The organism is Bordetella muralis (assembly GCF_965139205.1).
GTDB lineage: Bacteria > Pseudomonadota > Gammaproteobacteria > Burkholderiales > Burkholderiaceae_B > Bordetella_A > Bordetella_A muralis.
Genome location: NZ_CBCSIU010000001.1, coordinates 201202 through 217583, shown reverse-complemented (window position 1 = coordinate 217583; position 16382 = coordinate 201202). Strand labels below are relative to the sequence as shown.

Genomic DNA, 16382 nt, shown 5'->3' with positions numbered 1-16382 from the left:
CGCGCCTGATGGCGGTCTTGAAACCCTGGCCATCACCCCCATATTGTTGGGGTTTCTCAGGTTTCGCCCTGGCGAATTGCGCGGGTGTCCCCTTTTTTTGGGGGGACTCTGGTGAAATTCGCGGGCCTGTCCAATTTTTCTCTTGTTTTTCTGACCGTTAAAACTATGAGCCAAACCGCCACGTCTTCCAATTCTGAAACCCTGGGGTTCCAGGCCGAGGTAAAGCAACTGCTGCACCTGATGATCCACTCGCTCTACAGCAACAAGGAAATTTTCCTGCGCGAGCTGGTTTCTAACGCGTCGGATGCCTGCGACAAGCTGCGTTTCGAGGCGATTGACCAGCCGGGGCTGCTGGATGGCGATAGTGAGCTGGCGATCCGGGTGGACTACGACAAGGACGCGCGCACGATCACGATCTCGGATAACGGGATCGGGCTGTCGCGCGATGAGGCGATCGCCAATCTGGGCACGATTGCGCGTTCGGGCACGCGTGAGTTTTTCTCGCAATTGACCGGTGACAAGCAAAAGGACGCGCAACTGATTGGTCAGTTTGGCGTGGGCTTTTATTCGTCGTTCATCGTGGCCGACAAGGTCACGGTGGTGAGCCGCCGCGCCGGCAGCGGCGAGGCGATTCGTTGGGAATCCGATGGCCAGGGCGAGTTCAACATCGCTGCCGCGGAAAAAGCCACGCGTGGCACGGATGTGACGTTGCATCTGCGCGCGGACGAAGACGAGTTGCTCAATGGCTGGAAACTGCGCGAGATCCTGCGCCGTTATTCTGACCATATCTCGCTGCCGATCCGCATGTTCAAGGAAGACTGGGATTCGGAAAAGAGCGCGCAGGTAAAGACCGAAGAGCTGGAAACGGTGAACCAGGCCAATGCGCTCTGGACGCGCAGCAAGGGCGATGTCACCGACGAGCAGTACCGCGAGTTCTACAAGACGGTCTCGCACGACTATGACGATCCGCTGGCCTGGACGCACAATCGCGTAGAGGGTCGCAGCGAGTACACGCAGTTGTTGTATGTGCCGAAGCATGCGCCTTTCGATCTGTGGGATCGTGATGGCCGTCGCGGTGTGAAGCTCTACGTCAAGCGCGTATTCATCATGGACGATGCAGAGCAATTGCTGCCGTCGTATCTGCGTTTTGTGCGTGGGGTGATTGATTCGGCGGATCTGCCGTTGAATGTGTCGCGCGAGATTTTGCAGGAAAGCCGTGATGTGCGCGCGATCCGCGAGGGCTCGGCCAAGCGTATTCTGTCCCTGCTGGAGGATATGGCCGAGCACAAGGCCGAAGACTACGCGACGTTCTGGACGGAATTCGGCCAGGTGCTGAAAGAAGGCACGGGCGAGGATACGGGCAATATCGAACGTATTGCAAAGCTGCTGCGTTTCGCATCGACGCATACGGGCGATGCGATTCAGAACGTGTCGTTTGCTGATTACGTGTCGCGCATGAAGGAAGGCCAGGACAAGATCTACTACGTCACGGCCGATACGTTTGCTGCAGCTAGCAACAGCCCGCATCTGGAGATTTTCCGCAAGAAGGGCATCGAGGTGCTGTTGTTGTCGGATCGCGTTGACGAGTGGATGTTGTCGTATCTGCGCGAGTTCGATGGAAAATCGTTGGTGTCGGTGGCCAAGGGCGGTCTGGATCTGGCCGAGTTGGCGGACGAGGACGAGAAAAAGCATCAGGCCGAGGTCGAGGAAAACTTCAAGCCTTTGGTCGAGCGTTTGAAAGAGACGCTGGCGGATCAGGTGAAAGAGGTGCGCGTGACGTTGCGTCTGGTGGATTCGCCAGCGTGCGTGGTGGTGGGACAGAACGAACTCAGCCCGCATTTGCTGCGCATGCTAAAGGCCGCGGGCCAGGAGGCGCCGGATGTGAAGCCGGTGCTGGAGATCAATCCGGAGCACGCCTTGATCGCGCGTGTGCGTGATGCCGACGATAGCGAGTTCGAGCAATGGGCGCGTCTGTTGTTGGATCAGGCCTTGTTGGCTGAAGGTGCACAGATTGCGGATCCCGCGGCGTTTGTGAAGCGGTTGAATGCGTTGTTGTTGAAGTAAGTAGATGGCCTCTGCTGAAAGCTGAGGCAGGTCAGCCGCGAGTCTCTGCGGCTGGCTAATACGCCGATCGCACTGCACCCCAAGGATTGAACATTGGTTCAGTCTTTGGGGTGTTTTTGTTTTCGAGGCGAAGATTTCTCTGGACGTCTGGGGACGCTGGGGCCGGTGGCTGGTTGTGTCATGTCTCTGGCGGCAGGCCCTTCGGTTGCAGATAGCGGGGGCAGGGGCAGCAACCGTTGTGAAATATCGTTCAGTGCGGCTTCGAGTTGCACGATGAGGGCTTGCGCAGCGGGCGACAGGGACCGGTCGCGGCGATGGAGCACACCGATATAGCGTCGCGCGGATGCGTCGCCCAACGGGACACAGCATAGTCCTGTGAGGTTCAGTTCGGGCAATGCCATGCGGGGCAGCACGCTGACCCCCAGCCCTTGACGCACCATGCCGGCAGCGGTGCCCATGTTGGTGACGTCATAACGCAGGGCGGTGACGGGGGCGCCTACTTCGTCCCGCACGGCGCGATCAAATTGTTGCCGCGCGTTGGATCCCTGGGATAACAAGATCAGGTCGTAGCGTAATACATCGCGCCAGTGCAGCATGCGGCGCACGTTACCCAAGGGATGGCCGGCCGGGTAGACCGCGCAAAAGCAGTCCTCGGCCAGCGGGGTAAAGGTGAGGTCGGGCGCCGGCTCGGCCTGGGCGGCGACTGCGAACTCGATCTGATTGGTGCGCAACATGGCCAGCAACTCGTCATTGTGGGCCTCGACGACGCGTACTTTTAATGCGGGATGTACGTGACGCAATGCCCCGACGGCGGCGGGTAACAGTGTCAGGGCCGTTGACGGCAGGGCGCCGAGCGCGACGTTGCCGCGTCGCACGGCAGCGAGGTCGGCCAGGCTGCGATAGGCTTCTTCCAAGTCGGCGATGGGGCGCTGGATGCGGGAATAGAAGTCTTCCCCGGCCGAGGTCAGGCTGATGGTGCGCGTGGTGCGCTCGAACAAGCGCAGTCCGAGGACTTCTTCCAGGTCCTGGATCAATGCGGTGAACGACGGCTGCGTGACGCCCAATTGATTGGCGGCATGGGTAAACGAGCCGGTATGAATGGCCAGCAAAAAGGCTTTCAGAGGGCGATATTTGATATTTATAGCCATGGACTAATAGTAGGGTAAAAATATCTATTTGTGTCTAATAATTGATCGGCTCATGATGGCGTCACCGAAGAACTCTCGGATTCAAAGACGTTATGGACGTATCAAGCCACAAGCCTTTTCGGTTGGGCGCCAAATGGCGTAGCAGCCAGGACGGCGACGCCGTCATCACTTCTATCAATCCCGCCGATGGCAGCATTGCCGGCATCGTGACGCGAGCCCTGCCTCGGGACGTTGATACGGCCGTCGAGGTCGCGCGGGATGCTTTTTTGCACAAACCGTGGCGCAAGTTGCGCCCCGATCAACGTGCCATCACGTTGTACGAGATCGGCCGGCGTCTGTCGGCCGAGCGCGAGTCCTTGGCGCGCCTGCAAATGCAGGACAGCGGCAAGCCGTGGAAAGAATGCCTGAACATGGTCGACAGTGCGGCCGGCCATTTTCGTTATTACGGGGCGGTCTGCGAGACGTGGCAGAACGAGATGACCTCGCCACGTGGGGAATATTTTTCCATGGCATTGGCCGAGCCGTTTGGCGTGGTGGCAGCGATCACGCCGTGGAATTCTCCGATCATGAATGAGGCGCAGAAGGTCGCGCCCGCACTCGCGGCCGGCAATTCGGTGTTGGTGAAGCCCTCTGAGGAAACGCCGCAACTCGCGTTGGAGTTGGCCCGCATCTGTGGCGAGGCCGGGCTGCCTGAAGGACTGGTGACGGTATTGCCGGGCCATGGCGAGGATGTGGGCGCGGCGCTGGTCAAGCACCCTGGCGTGCGTATGGTCTCGTTTACGGGGGGCACCGAGACTGGACGGGTGATCGGCGCGATCGCGGGTCAACGGTTGATCCCGGTTGGGCTTGAGCTGGGCGGCAAATCCCCGCACATGGTGTTTGACGACGCCGATCTGGATCGTGCTGTGGCCGGCGTGCTTTCAGGGATTTTTGGCTCTGCGGGGCAGAGTTGCGTCGCGGGTTCCCGCCTGTTTGTGCAGAAGTCGATCTACAGGCCGTTCATGGAAACGCTGGTGGCACGTACGCAGCAGTTGCGCGTCGGCATGCCCGACGATCCCACGACGCAAATGGGGCCGTTGGTATCGCGTGTGCATCGTGACAAGGTCGCGGACTATGTGGACGTTGGGCGCGCCGAAGGCGGCCGTGTATTGGTGGGCGGGTCTGCACCGGATCGGGCCGAGCTGGCGAATGGTTGGTTCTATCTGCCTACCGTGATTGACGGGTTGGATAACAAGGCGCGCGTGTGCCAGGAAGAAATTTTTGGCCCGGTATTGGTCGCGCTGCCGTTCGAGGACGAGGACGACGTGATCCAGCAGGCCAACGATACGCCGTTTGGCTTGGGCGCAGGCATGTGGACGGGGGATTACGCACGCGCGTGGCGCGTAGCGCGCGAAATCGAAGCCGGGTCGGTCTGGATCAACACGTATAAACAATCACATATCGCAACGCCGTTCGGCGGGTTCAAGGACAGCGGCATCGGACGCGAGAAAGGCCTGCATGGTCTGCGTCTGTACAGCCAGGTCAAGAGCTTGTACTGGGGCATGCACGAAAAACCTATGGGACTTTGACGAAAGATGAACAAGGAAAAGAAAGGCGCCGCGCTGGCGCTGGCGGATTCTCGTATCTTGATTGCTGGCGCGGCCAGTTTGGTGGGCTCGCACACCGCGGATGCGTTGCTGGCAGCGGGTGTGAAAGAAGTCATCCTGCTTGATAATTTCGCGTTCGGCACGCCGGAGGCCATCGCGCATTTGCAGGATAACCCGCGTGTAAAACTGGTGCGTGGAGATCTGATGCGGCTGCCGGATCTACTGGCGGCGACCGAAGGTGTCGACGGTGTGCTGCATTTGGCAGCGTATATGACGCTGGGTTTTGCGCAGACACCTTGGCAAGCGGTTGACGTGAACGTGCGCGGTGCGCAGAACATGTTGGAGGCCTGCCGCGCGAATAAGATAAAGAAGGTCGTGTTCGCGTCATCGAATGCTGTCTATGGCTATGGCACAGGCATTGTCGGAGCGTTGGAGGAAACCGGACCTTTTCATTCGGTGGGAGCGCCTCCAGCCGCGATTCTCTATGGCGCCTCCAAGATCATGGGCGAGCAACTGTGCCGTCAGTATTATCAGAAAGCAGGGCTGGACTATGTGGTGCTGCGCTATTCCACCGTCTACGGCGAACGGCAGCACTATCGTGCGGCGAACTCGCTGTACATCATGGAAACCTATGATCGCGTGCGCAAAGGCGAGCGTCCGGTGTTGCCGGGCGATGGCACGGATACCAAGCATTTTGTTCATGTCTCTGATGTGGCTCGCGCCAACGTCGCGGCGTTTCAGAGCGCGGCGACGGATGTGGCGGTGAACGTGTCGGGTCCTGAACCAATTACGACGGGCGAATTGGTGCGTCTGGTGCTGGACTATTGCAAGAGCGATCTGCAGCCTGAGATCAAGCCGGATCCTCCCGGGACGGTGCGTTTGACATCGGGTGGAGCGTTCCATATTCCCCATGATCGGGCCGGGCAGCATATCGGCTGGCAGCCCAAGGTGGGAATGGCCGAAGGTGTCGCTAGGCTGTTGGCTTGGCGCGAAACGCAGGAAACCCGCTAGCGTCCTTCGTTGTGCGGCGCTTTGTGATGTCACGAGCCGCCGCACAGCATCGAGAGTCCAGCGCAGACACACATAAGGTCGCAGAAAAAAGCGATCCAGGCGTTCATGAGGAGACACGAGGATGAGGTTCACAAAATGGGCCATGCTGGCATGTTTGTCGTTAGGCGTGGCGGCGCAGGCTGCCGCGGCGAATGAGTATCCCTCCCGATCTGTTCATTTGGTGGTGCCTTTTCCCGCAGGCAGTACGACGGATGCGATGGCTCGGTTTTTGGGCGAGCGTGTGGCAAAAGCGCTGGGGCAAAGCGTCATTGTGGAAAACAAGGCAGGCGCCCAAGGCAGTATTGCCGCTTCCGAAGTGAGCCGTGCCGCAGCGGACGGCTATACGTTATTGGTCGGAACCAACTCTACGCAATCGGCGAACGTACACCTGTTCAAAAAGCTGCCTTACGATCCGGCTCGGGATTTTGCGGCGATTACGCAGTTCACGATGAACCCGTTGATACTGGTGGTTCGGCCTGATTTGCCGGCGCAGGATGTGGAGCAGTTTCTCGCCTATGCCAAAGCCAATCCCGGCAAGCTCAATTACGGGACCGGCAATACCGGCAGCCTGGCGGCGGCGCAGATGTTGAAAAGCATGGCAGGGATTCAGGCGATGGAAGTGCCATACGCCGGGACCCCGCAGGCGATCACGGATTTGCTGGCAGGGCGGCTGGATTTCATGATCACCGACATCTCTGTGACGCGGCCATATATCGAGGCGGGCAAGCTGCGTGCCTTGGCCGTGACGCCGCGCGAGCGGGTGGTGTCGCTGCCCGATATTCCGACGTTTGCCGAAGCCGGTTTGCCCGACTACGAGTTTGTGGCGTGGGGCGGACTGTTCGCGCCGTCGGGGACGCCAGCGCCTGTGGTGGATCGGTTGAATCAGGTGTTCGTACAGGCGTTGCAAAGCGACGAAGCCGCGGCGTTCTTTGCCAAGCAGGGACAGCAGGCCGCGCCGCGAACACCACAGGATTTTGCGGATTATGTCGTGGCGCAGACCGATTTATGGGGCGAACTGCTCGCCGCAGCGGGTCAGAAAAAACAATAACGGCCGTTCTGCCAACTGGAAAATGAGGAGGTAGGCATGAACATCATGCATGTGGATGCAGATCGTGTTCGTCAACAAATCCTGAGTATTTTGAACGCTTGGGAAATGGCATCGGATCTGGCCCAGGTGGCGGCAGACATCATGGTCGAGACGGATCTGCTCGGTGTGGATTCGCACGGCGTGTCGATGCTGATGATGTACGAGGAGATGCGTAACGCCGGCATGCTGTCATTGCAAGCCAGGCCGACGGTAGTGCGTGATCGAGGATGCACGGCATTGTTGGATGGCGGCGCGAGTCTGGGACACCCCGTATCGTCCATGGCCATGAATCTGGCGATCGACAAAGCTCTGCTGCATGGCGTAGGCATTGTGGGGGTTCGTAATTCGCATCATTTCGGCGCTGCGGGGTTGTATGCGCGGATGGCGAGTGCTCGAGGCGTGATAGGGATGGTCACCACCGCGACCCGCGGTATATCGCTGGTGCCGCCGCGGGCATCGGTGCCTGTGCTGGGCACCAATCCCCTGGCGTTTGCAGCACCCGCCGGGCGCAATCGGCCTTTTGTGCTGGACATGTCTACGACCACGGTGGCGGCGAACAAGGTAAAGGTCTATCACCTGAACGACAAGACCATGCCGGCAGGATGGGTGGTCGATCGGTCAGGGCAGGTCGTGCGCGATCCGCATGTCGGCATGGACTATGTCTTTAAACAGCCCGATGGAGGGTTGACGCCACTCGGCGGGTCATTGGAGTTAGGAAGCCACAAAGGCTATGGCTTGGCCATGATGGTGCATATCCTGGCGGGCACGTTGATGGGCGGGTCGTTTTCTCCTATCCGCAATCGGACGCAAAAACAGGGCGATCCCGACAATATCGGCCATTTCTTTATGGCGATCGATCCCAGGGCGTTTCGTGACGAAGACGAGTTCGAGCGTGATCTGGATGCGGTCATCGACACGATGCACGCGACAACGGCGGCCAATCCGGACGAGCCCGTTCTCGTCGCCGGAGATCCCGAGGCGATGACCCACGAAAAACGCATGCGTGAAGGTATCCCCATCCCCGAGACGCTGGACGCGCATATTCGGGATATATGCAGCCGCAGCGGTGCGGCGTATCTGCTTCAGCAGTCATGACAACAACCTAGCACGGAGACAGGATGATGAAGAAGCTGAAAGGTATTATCGGTGTGTGTGCGGCTCTGAGTATGGGCCTGGCAGCGCCAACCGCGCTGGCTGCAGACTATCCCAATAAACCGGTCACGCTGGTCGTGCCGTATCCGCCGGGTGGTGCTACGGATGTGATTGCACGGTTGATCGCAGAAAAGTTGCCAGCGGAATGGGGGCAGCAAGTCGTCGTCAACAATCGTCCAGGCGCAGGAACGACGGTCGCTGCCGAAGCCGTGGCGCGCGCTCCTGGAGACGGCTACACGCTGTATATGACGACAGCCGCGCATACGATCAGCGCCAGCCTCTATAAGAAGCTCAACTACGATCCGCTGAAGGATTTTGCGCCGATTACGTTGACGTCAACGATTCCGCTGGTATTGGTGACTACGCCGTCTTTGCCTGCAAAGAATCTGGACGAACTGATCGCCTACGCCAAGAAATCACCCGATGGGCTAAGCATGGCCTCGACGGGAAACGGTACGCCACAGCACCTGACGGGCGAACTCTTCAAGGCGAGAACCGGAATCAATCTGGTGCACGTGCCGTACAAGGGCGATGCGCCGATGCTGACCGACTTGATTGGTGGACAGGTACAGATGGCATTCGTGACCTTGTCGGCGGCGTTGCCGCACATTCAGTCTGGAAAGCTGCATGCCATCGCGCTGGCGCATTCTCGCCGGGTCGATGCGATCAAGCAGGTGCCGACCATGGAAGAAAGCGGCATGAAGGATTTTGAGGCAGCTACCTGGTTTGGGTTGTTTGCGCCCGCCAGCATGCCGGACGGGCTGCGCGAAAAAATCTATCGCGACGTCGCCAAGATCGTCTCAACCCCCGATATGACGAAGAAGCTGCAGGACATGGGTGGCGATGTGAACAATAGTTCGCCCAAGGAATTCCAGGCATTTATCAACGACGAGGCTGCTCGTTGGGCAGAAGGCGTAAAGCTCTCAGGCGCGCAGATCGATTGATCGGTGATACGGCACATAGTCGAGAGGAGAACCAAGCATGAGTGATTCGGATCAGGCGTTGTTGGCGCGTTGCGCGGCAATCGGCACTAGCACGTGGGCGGACGCGATGGATACGTTGGGTATCGCGGGCGTCACGCAAGGGATTACGCGTCGGGCAGGGCTGGGGCGCATCGTGGGGTTTGCGGTGACCGCCAGGCATGTATGGGGAGAGCTGGGGGATTTTGAGAAGGCAGATTTTGCGGTAGGCCGGCTCGTCGCCGCCACCGGCCCTGGCCGGGTGTTGATGGTCGATGCGGGTGGCACATGCATCTCGACCTTTGGCGGTATTGCATCCTTGGCAGCCTCGAAGCGGGATGCGACTGCTGTCGTGATCGACGGCGCATGCCGTGATGTGGACGAAATCCAGGCAACGGGCCTGTGGCTCGCCAGCCGCCATGTCACGCCGTTGACAGGCAAGACGCGATTGCGTCTGCAGGCCATGGGTGAGCCAGTCACGATAGGGGGCGTCGAGGTCGAGGAAGGCGATCTGGTGGTCGGCGACGACACCGGTCTGGTGGTGATTCCGCGGGGGCGTGTGGACGAGGTGTTGGTCGCCGCGCAAGAGGCGCTGGCGGTAGACGAGCGCGTGGAGCAAAGCGTCCGCGAAGGCATGTCATTCGCGGAGGCGGCCGCTGCAGCCAACTATATCCCGGCGAGCACGGGAGCGGGGAAGTGACAGCAGCGTACGACATCGTCCAGGTGGCATCGCTGGGGCAGGTGTTTGATGATCGTCTGGCGGCGCACTATCGGGTCCTGCAAACCTGGCATTCCCCACAGGGAATGATGGCATATCCCGAGGCGCTGCAGGGCGTGCGCGTGGCGGTAACCTCAGTCCGATATGGATTTACGCGTGCCATGTTTGACGCGCTGCCCGCGTTAAAGGCTGTATGCAGCTGGGGCGTCGGCCACGATACCTTGGATCTGCAGGCGGCGGCGCAGCGTCATGTCGAGGTGAGCACTACCCCCGATGTGCTGGATGATTGTGTGGCCGATCTCGCGTGGGCGCTGTTGTTGTCTGCAGCGCGGCGTACCGCGGTGGGCGATCGTTATGTGAAGGCAGGGCAATGGCGTGAGCTGGGGCAGTTCCCACTGGCCACTAAAGTATCGGGAAAACGATTAGGTGTTTTAGGGCTGGGTCGCATCGGCGAGGCGATTGCCAGGCGCGCATCGGGTTTCGAGATGGAGGTCCGTTATCACAATCGGACGCCGCGTGCGCAGGCTCCTTATGGTTATGAGGCGTCGCTGGTTGATCTGGCGGTGTGGGCTGATTTTCTTGTCGTCGCCTGTGTGGGCGGGCCGAGTACGCGGCATCTGGTGAATGCGTCAGTGATTCGCGCGTTGGGGCCGCAGGGCATTCTGGTCAATATCGCGCGGGGCAGTGTGGTCGATCAAGCTGCGTTGATAGCGGCGCTGCGCGAGGGCGAACTAGGCGGCGCGGGTTTGGATGTGTTGGAGCAGGAGCCCGCATCCGCGACGGAATTCGCCGCGCTGGATCAGGTGTCGCTGATGCCTCACGTGGGCAGTGCTACGCGGGAAACGCGGGCGGCGATGGCTGATCTGGTGTGGGACAACGTCGTCGCGTTCATGCAGTCCGGCAGATTGTTGACGCCGGTAATGCGGGAGCAGACGCCATGACACCGTCAGTGCTGTTGGCGGATCTGGCGGCGTGCGTCGGCGAGGGCCATGTGCTGACGGGAAACGACGCCGATCCGTATTTGACCGATTGGCGTCGCGCCATCACGGGCCGTGCATTGGCAGTTGTGCGGCCGGCCAGTCGCGACGAGGTTGCACAGGTCGTGCGGCGATGTGCGGCAGCCGGCGTGCCGGTGGTACCCCAGGGAGGAAATACCGGTCAAGTGGCCGCTGCCACGCCCGATGACAGCGGCCGTGCGGTGGTGTTGTCATTGTTGCGTATGAACAGCGTACGCAATATCGATCTGGATACCGACACCATTACGGTAGAGGCGGGTTGTGTGTTGCAAGCCGTCCAACAGGCCGCGCGCGAGGCAGGTCGATTATTTCCTCTGTCATTAGGGGCAGAAGGCAGCTGCACGATCGGCGGCAATCTGGCGACGAATGCGGGTGGAACACAGGTATTGCGGTACGGCAATGCACGGGAGCTCGCGCTGGGGTTGGAGGTCGTCACGCCGCAAGGCGAAATCTGGCATGGACTGCGTTGCCTGCGCAAAGACAATACGGGATATGACTTGCGCGATCTGTATATCGGCAGCGAGGGCACACTCGGTGTCATTACGGCTGCGGTGTTGAAACTTTTTCCCTTGCCACGCGCACAGCGCACGGCATTGGCGGTGACGTCCGGACTGCACGAGGCTTTATCGCTGTTGCAGCGTGCCCGAGCGGGGTTTGGGGCAGGCCTGACTGCGTTTGAAGTCATGTCAATGCACTGTCTGTGGGATGTGACAACGGCTTTTCCGCAACAGCGTCTACCTTTTTCGGCGACGGCGGAGCATTCGTGGTGCGTGCTGTTGGAGTTATCGGATAACGAAAGCGAACAGCACTCGCAGGATCAGTTAGAGGCGGTATTGTCCGCAGCACTGGAGGCCGGCGAGGTACAGGATGTCGTCGTGGCGATGTCCGAGTCGCAGAGTGTCGAGTTCTGGACCTTGCGCGAGAGCATCACGCTGGCGCTCGCGTTGGCACCGGCGTGCGTCAAGCACGATATTTCATTGCCGACCTCCAGGATTCCTGAGTTCGTACGCGGTACGGATCAGGCTTTGGCTGCTGCGTTTCCCGGTGTGGAGATGCGCGTTTTTGGTCATCTGGGTGACGGTAATCTGCACTACAACCTCTTGCCGGCGCCAGGTGCAGTGGAGGCGGATATCCAACGTCTCGTCCACGATCGTGTGCATGCGGCAGGCGGATCCGTCAGCGCTGAACAAGGTATTGGCCAACGCCGCATCGAGGATTTGCGGCGCTACAAAAACGATGTCGAGCTGGCCTTGATGCACCGAATCAAAACAGCACTGGACCCGCAAAGCGTGATGAACCCCGGCAAGGTATTGCCCCCTTGGCCATAGCGTCCTGTCGTTGGATACAGATGCTCTTTACAGAGTCATGTTCCGGCGGCCTTCATTCTTATTCATATCCAGGAGAATAGTCATGTTTCATTCATGCAAGTCCATTGCGCGCGCGGTATTTTCGGTGGCAACGCTGTGCGCCACACTGCCGGCCTGGGCCTGGCCGGATCGGCCCATTGAGCTGATCGTGGGGTTTGCGCCCGGCGGTGGCACGGATATCACGGCTCGATCGCTGGCCGTGTTTTTGGAGAAAGAGCTGGGAACGACAGTGGTCGTGCAAAACAAGCCCGGGGCGTCCAGTGCTATTGCGCTGTCTTACGTGGCTCGCGCCAAGCCGGATGGTTACACGCTGGCCATGACGAATATGCCGGGGTTGGTGTCGTTACCGATCGAGCGCGATGCGGGGTTTACCACGGCTGATTTCACGTATTTGGCGAATTTGGTACGTGATCCGAGCGCATTCAGCGTCGCCAGCAACAGTCCCTATCAGACGCTGGAGTCGCTGATCGCCGACGCCCGCGCGAATCCCGGGTCGATAAGCTATGGCTCTACCGGTGTGGGGACCGATGATCATCTGGCATTGGTGCTGTTCCAGAGTTTGACGGGAACCAAGTTGAACCATGTGCCTTACAACGGCGCGGGGCCGCTGCGCAGTGCCGTGCTGGGTGGCCATACTGTGATCGGTGGGCTGAATCTGGGCGAGGTCATGCCGTATCACGGCAAGAATATGCGTGTGCTGGCGCAGGCCAGCGAAAAGCGCTCGCCGCTGGGCCAGGATGTGCCGACATTCAAGGAGCAGGGTGTCGATCTGGTGTTTGCATCCGAGCGCGGTATTGTGGCACCCAAGAATTTACCGCCGGAGGTATCGGAGAAATTGCGTCAGGCATTGGGCAAGGTGGCGGCCAATCCCGATTTTCAAGCGCAGATGAAGCAGCAGTTTACGGAAATGGATTATCTCGATGGGCCGCAGTGGCAAGAGCGGCTGAAAGGCGATGATGCCCGTTTGCGTGACATCTGGGCCAAGACGCCATGGGTTGAGTGACGCGCTATGTTGATTGTCGCAATGACAGTTTGAATGCCTTGTCAAAGGCAGCATATCCGCTGGGTGTGACGGCTACGGCACGCGTGCCCTCCAGGCGCCTCACCCAGTCTTGCTTTACGTAGTGCGATAGCATCGCAGCACCGAGCGTGCCTGCGATATGGTGGCGGCGCTCGCTCCAGTCCAGGCATGCGCGGCAGAATACGCGGCCGGATCTTTTGGGCTTGGATTCGATGCTGATGCTGTCGATATCCATGCCCAAGATCGCGAGTGCGTCGACGCCCTTTGGCGTCAATGCTCCTACCTCGGCCGTTAATTCGATGTGCCCCGCGTCGACCATGCTGTCGGTGATCGCCACGGCAATTTCACCGGCCAGATGGTCGTAGCAGGTGCGGGCGTAGCGTAACGCCTTGTCGCGCGGCCCGGTGATGACGCGGGGGCCTCGCGCTGCGGCGCCTTGTTCGCGCTCGATGGAGACGGACATGATCTGTTCCAGCATGCGGGCGACCGATGGGGTAGCAAGGCGGTGATAGTGATGACGGCCTTGTTTTTCCCGGGCTAAGAGTCCTGCGTCAGTCAGTTTTGCCAAATGTCCGCTGGCGGTCTGAGGCGAGATGCCGGCGATGTGAGCGAGCTCGGAGGCGGTCAGGGCGCGGCCATCCATGAGGGCGGCGAGCATGTTCGCGCGCGCCAGGTCGCCGATGAGGGCGGCGGTTTCGGCGAGTGAGGCGGTGCTGACCATGACGGCTCCTGTGATAAATCCGTTTTTGGATTTCAGTCAGCTTAGCAATTTTTTTTGCTGGCGATACTACGGTCTGGACCGTAGCATAGGCGCGTCGACACACGGCACAGTGTGGGCTCTGATTCTTTGGAGCGTCTACGGGATGGCTAACGAATTTGCGTTACCACAGTATCGTTTTTTCGGGCCCTGGGTGATCCGGGCGGCGTTTGTGATGGCCATGTTCGGCTGGGGCGTGGGTTTTTACGGGCCTTCGATTTATCTGGCCGAGGTGATTGCGCGTACGGGATGGTCGTTGCAATGGGTGTCGACGGCAGTGACGGTCCATTTTTTGTTCGGCGCATTGGTGGTGGCGAATTTGCCACGCGTGCATGCCCGGTTGGGATTGGCGCCGAGTATTGCGGTAGGGGCGGTGTGTACGGCGCTGGGCGTGTTTGGCTGGGCGATGGCTGCGCAACCCTGGCAATTGTTTGTGGCGGCCCTGGTCAGTGGTTCGGGCTGGGTGATGATGGGTGCGGTGGCCGTCAATGCGGTGATTGCGCGATGGTACGCCGCGGGCCGGCCCTCTGCGCTGGCCAAAGCATATAACGGCGCCAGTATCGGCGGGGCGATTTTTGCGCCCTTGTGGGTCGCGCTGATACACGGCCTGGGGTTTCCTGCGGCAGCAGGGCTGGTCGGGGTGGTGATGATCACGGTCATCGCGGCGTTGAGTGTGACGGTTTTCTCCAAGACTCCACAGAGCGAGGGGCAATCGCTGGATGGCCGCGTGACTGCGCACGAGACGGTAGGCAAGGCCTCGTCGTCAGCGCGTGGTGTGCTATCGGGCAGGGCACTGTGGCGGGATCGCGCCTTTGTCACGCTGTCGTTAGGGATGGCAATCGGCTTGTTTGCACAGATTGGTTTGCTGGCACATCTGTTCAAACTGTTGCTGCCGATGCTTGGTGCGCAGCCCGCAGGGTGGTTGATGGGAGGGGGCACGGCGTGCGCCATTATCGGCCGCATGGTGGCGGCACGGGCGATGGGCTATGTAGGAGATCGACGCACGATCGCGGCGGCCAGCTATTTCATGCAGGCGATCGGCTCTGCGGTGTTGTTGGTCGCGCCGGCGGGTGCTGTTTGGCCCTTGGTGGTAGGTGTCGCGTTGTTGGGGGCGGGGATCGGTAATGCTACGTCGTTGCCGCCCTTGATCGCACAAACGGACTTTGCATCACAGGATGTGCCGCGCGTGGTGGCGTTGATTGTGGCGATCAGCCAGGGGACTTATGCGTTTGCGCCGGCTATTTTTGGGGCGTTGCAGCAGTCTGCAGTCGATGCGCCGGTTGCTATTGGACATCAAGCGAGTGCGCTTTTTGTGACGGCGATGGTGATTCAGTTGGCGGCCGCTCTCGTATTCTTGGTGGGCCGGCGTCGTGACAGCAGATGACAGACGCAAAGCTGACTTCTACGCTTTGCGTCCGGCTCGATATCAATTGGCCTTGAATCCCGTGGCCTTGACGACGGCAGACCAGCGTCGGGCTTCGCTGTCTAGCAGGCGTTGCAGATCTTGCCGCGTGGACCCCACTACGATAAAGCCCGCATCTCCTAGCGTTTTTGCGGCTTCGGGGGTGCGCAGCGCAGCAGCGCTTTCTGTTTGCAGGCGATCCAGAATGTCTGCGGGCGTGCCCGCCGGGGCGAACAGAGCGAACCATGCGCCGAAGTCGACTTTTCCGTAGCCGGCTTGGACAAAGGTGGGCACTCCGGGTAGGGCGCTGGAGGGCTTGGCACCTGTGATGGCCAGGGCGCGCATTTTGCCGCCTTTTACTTGTGGTGCGGCCAAGGCGGTGGTGACGAATTCGGCTTGTACGCTGCCCGAGACCAATCCGGACACGGCATCACCGGTGGATCGGTAATGGACGGGTTCGATTTGCATGCCGACTTCGCGTGCGAACAGTTCAGCGCCAAAATGGCCCGGTGTGCCCGCGCCGAATGTGCCGAAGTTCACGCGGTCCTTTGAGGCCTTGCCGGCCTTGATGAAGTCGGCCAGCGTTTGATAGGGTGAGCTCGCGGGTACGACCAGGACGAAATCGGCGCGTACTACTTCGGAAATCGGTGCAAAGTCTTTGGCCGGATCGTAGTTCAGGTTGTTATACGTAGCAGGTGAAATGCTGATGGATCCGACTTCGCCCAATAGCAGGGTGTAGCCATCGGCCGGGCTGCGAGCAACGGTTTGTGCGGCGATCTGGCCGCCCGCGCCTGCGCGGTTTTCTACGACGACGCTTTGTTTCAGACGTTCGCCCAGTTGCTGCGAGAGCGTGCGAGCAACAATGTCAGGTCCTGTGCCGGGCGGGAAGCCGACGTTCAGGCGTATGGGCGCGTTCGGATACTGTGCGAGGGAGATGGCGGGCAAGCACAGCATGGCTGTGACGAGCAGTCGGCGCAGGAGGGATGGCATGGGATGTCTCCGTGTCGGTGATGTGAGCTGCCAGTACGTTGCTGGTGGCGATAAGTATTGATGGA

14 protein-coding genes are annotated in these 16382 nt (G+C 60.0%); 11 read left to right on the top strand and 3 right to left on the bottom strand.

Features of this window, described 5'->3' with window-relative positions; all coding sequences use genetic code 11:
* The first annotated feature begins 165 nt into the window (after positions 1-165).
* The gene (gene htpG / locus ACNA0I_RS00995) at positions 166-2064 is read left to right on the top strand and encodes a molecular chaperone HtpG (RefSeq protein WP_415804201.1); all 1899 of its coding nucleotides are present in this window, start codon (positions 166-168) and stop codon (positions 2062-2064) included.
* Positions 2065-2162: 98 nt separating this feature from the next.
* Here the strand turns inward: htpG and ACNA0I_RS00990 are convergent, their stop codons facing one another.
* Positions 2163-3212, bottom strand: coding sequence for a LysR family transcriptional regulator (locus ACNA0I_RS00990; RefSeq protein WP_415804200.1), 1050 nt, complete (start codon positions 3210-3212; stop codon positions 2163-2165).
* Between the two features lie 92 nt (positions 3213-3304).
* On the opposite strand from ACNA0I_RS00990, the gene ACNA0I_RS00985 reads away from it, so the two are divergent.
* The 9 genes from ACNA0I_RS00985 to ACNA0I_RS00945 all read left to right on the top strand — a co-directional run bounded on the left by ACNA0I_RS00985 (position 3305) and on the right by ACNA0I_RS00945 (position 13150).
* Entirely contained in the window at positions 3305-4780 is a 1476-nt protein-coding gene (locus ACNA0I_RS00985) for an aldehyde dehydrogenase (protein ID WP_415804198.1), read from the top strand.
* A gap of 6 nt (positions 4781-4786) precedes the next feature.
* Positions 4787-5809, top strand: coding sequence for an NAD-dependent epimerase/dehydratase family protein (locus ACNA0I_RS00980; RefSeq protein ID WP_415804197.1), 1023 nt, complete (start codon positions 4787-4789; stop codon positions 5807-5809).
* 121 nt (positions 5810-5930) lie between these two features.
* Entirely contained in the window at positions 5931-6896 is a 966-nt protein-coding gene (locus ACNA0I_RS00975; protein WP_415804196.1) for a Bug family tripartite tricarboxylate transporter substrate binding protein, read from the top strand.
* A gap of 36 nt (positions 6897-6932) precedes the next feature.
* Positions 6933-8030, top strand: a complete 1098-nt coding sequence (locus ACNA0I_RS00970) for an Ldh family oxidoreductase (protein ID WP_415804195.1) — start codon at positions 6933-6935, stop codon at positions 8028-8030.
* A 23-nt stretch (positions 8031-8053) separates the two neighbouring features.
* Positions 8054-9031 (top strand): Bug family tripartite tricarboxylate transporter substrate binding protein, encoded by a 978-nt coding sequence (locus ACNA0I_RS00965; RefSeq protein ID WP_415804194.1) that lies wholly within the window; start codon positions 8054-8056, stop codon positions 9029-9031.
* A 37-nt stretch (positions 9032-9068) separates the two neighbouring features.
* Entirely contained in the window at positions 9069-9746 is a 678-nt protein-coding gene (locus ACNA0I_RS00960; RefSeq protein WP_415804193.1) for an RraA family protein, read from the top strand.
* Positions 9743-10705 (top strand): 2-hydroxyacid dehydrogenase, encoded by a 963-nt coding sequence (locus ACNA0I_RS00955; protein WP_415804192.1) that lies wholly within the window; start codon positions 9743-9745, stop codon positions 10703-10705. Before ACNA0I_RS00960 ends, ACNA0I_RS00955 begins: the two co-directional genes overlap by 4 nt.
* The gene (locus ACNA0I_RS00950) at positions 10702-12108 is read left to right on the top strand and encodes an FAD-binding oxidoreductase (protein ID WP_415804191.1); all 1407 of its coding nucleotides are present in this window, start codon (positions 10702-10704) and stop codon (positions 12106-12108) included. The genes ACNA0I_RS00955 and ACNA0I_RS00950 overlap by 4 nt, the downstream gene beginning before the upstream one ends.
* 82 nt (positions 12109-12190) lie before the next feature.
* Complete coding sequence (locus ACNA0I_RS00945) at positions 12191-13150, top strand: tripartite tricarboxylate transporter substrate binding protein (protein WP_415804190.1); 960 nt, start codon at positions 12191-12193, stop codon at positions 13148-13150.
* 4 nt (positions 13151-13154) lie between these two features.
* Here ACNA0I_RS00945 and ACNA0I_RS00940 read toward each other — a convergent pair whose 3' ends face one another.
* On the bottom strand, positions 13155-13889 hold the full coding sequence (locus tag ACNA0I_RS00940) for an ArsR/SmtB family transcription factor (RefSeq protein WP_415804189.1): 735 nt from the start codon (positions 13887-13889) through the stop codon (positions 13155-13157).
* 142 nt (positions 13890-14031) lie between these two features.
* Between ACNA0I_RS00940 and ACNA0I_RS00935 the strand changes: the two genes are divergently transcribed.
* On the top strand, positions 14032-15309 hold the full coding sequence (locus tag ACNA0I_RS00935) for an MFS transporter (protein WP_415804188.1): 1278 nt from the start codon (positions 14032-14034) through the stop codon (positions 15307-15309).
* A 42-nt stretch (positions 15310-15351) separates the two neighbouring features.
* Here ACNA0I_RS00935 and ACNA0I_RS00930 read toward each other — a convergent pair whose 3' ends face one another.
* Positions 15352-16317, bottom strand: coding sequence for a Bug family tripartite tricarboxylate transporter substrate binding protein (locus tag ACNA0I_RS00930; protein WP_415804187.1), 966 nt, complete (start codon positions 16315-16317; stop codon positions 15352-15354).
* Positions 16318-16382: the final 65 nt, after the last annotated feature.

Bases quoted from the DNA above. Each gene is read 5' to 3' on its own strand.
- ACNA0I_RS00930 (WP_415804187.1), bottom strand. From the start codon at position 16,317: ATGCCATCCCTCCTGCGCCGACTGCTCGTCACAGCCATGCTGTGCTTG.
- ACNA0I_RS00980 (WP_415804197.1), top strand. From the start codon at position 4,787: ATGAACAAGGAAAAGAAAGGCGCCGCGCTGGCGCTGGCGGATTCTCGT.
- htpG (WP_415804201.1), top strand. From the start codon at position 166: ATGAGCCAAACCGCCACGTCTTCCAATTCTGAAACCCTGGGGTTCCAG.
- ACNA0I_RS00940 (WP_415804189.1), bottom strand. From the start codon at position 13,889: ATGGTCAGCACCGCCTCACTCGCCGAAACCGCCGCCCTCATCGGCGAC.
- ACNA0I_RS00960 (WP_415804193.1), top strand. From the start codon at position 9,069: ATGAGTGATTCGGATCAGGCGTTGTTGGCGCGTTGCGCGGCAATCGGC.
- ACNA0I_RS00985 (WP_415804198.1), top strand. From the start codon at position 3,305: ATGGACGTATCAAGCCACAAGCCTTTTCGGTTGGGCGCCAAATGGCGT.
- ACNA0I_RS00950 (WP_415804191.1), top strand. From the start codon at position 10,702: ATGACACCGTCAGTGCTGTTGGCGGATCTGGCGGCGTGCGTCGGCGAG.
- ACNA0I_RS00990 (WP_415804200.1), bottom strand. From the start codon at position 3,212: ATGGCTATAAATATCAAATATCGCCCTCTGAAAGCCTTTTTGCTGGCC.
- ACNA0I_RS00965 (WP_415804194.1), top strand. From the start codon at position 8,054: ATGATGAAGAAGCTGAAAGGTATTATCGGTGTGTGTGCGGCTCTGAGT.
- ACNA0I_RS00945 (WP_415804190.1), top strand. From the start codon at position 12,191: ATGTTTCATTCATGCAAGTCCATTGCGCGCGCGGTATTTTCGGTGGCA.
- ACNA0I_RS00935 (WP_415804188.1), top strand. From the start codon at position 14,032: ATGGCTAACGAATTTGCGTTACCACAGTATCGTTTTTTCGGGCCCTGG.
- ACNA0I_RS00975 (WP_415804196.1), top strand. From the start codon at position 5,931: ATGAGGTTCACAAAATGGGCCATGCTGGCATGTTTGTCGTTAGGCGTG.
- ACNA0I_RS00970 (WP_415804195.1), top strand. From the start codon at position 6,933: ATGAACATCATGCATGTGGATGCAGATCGTGTTCGTCAACAAATCCTG.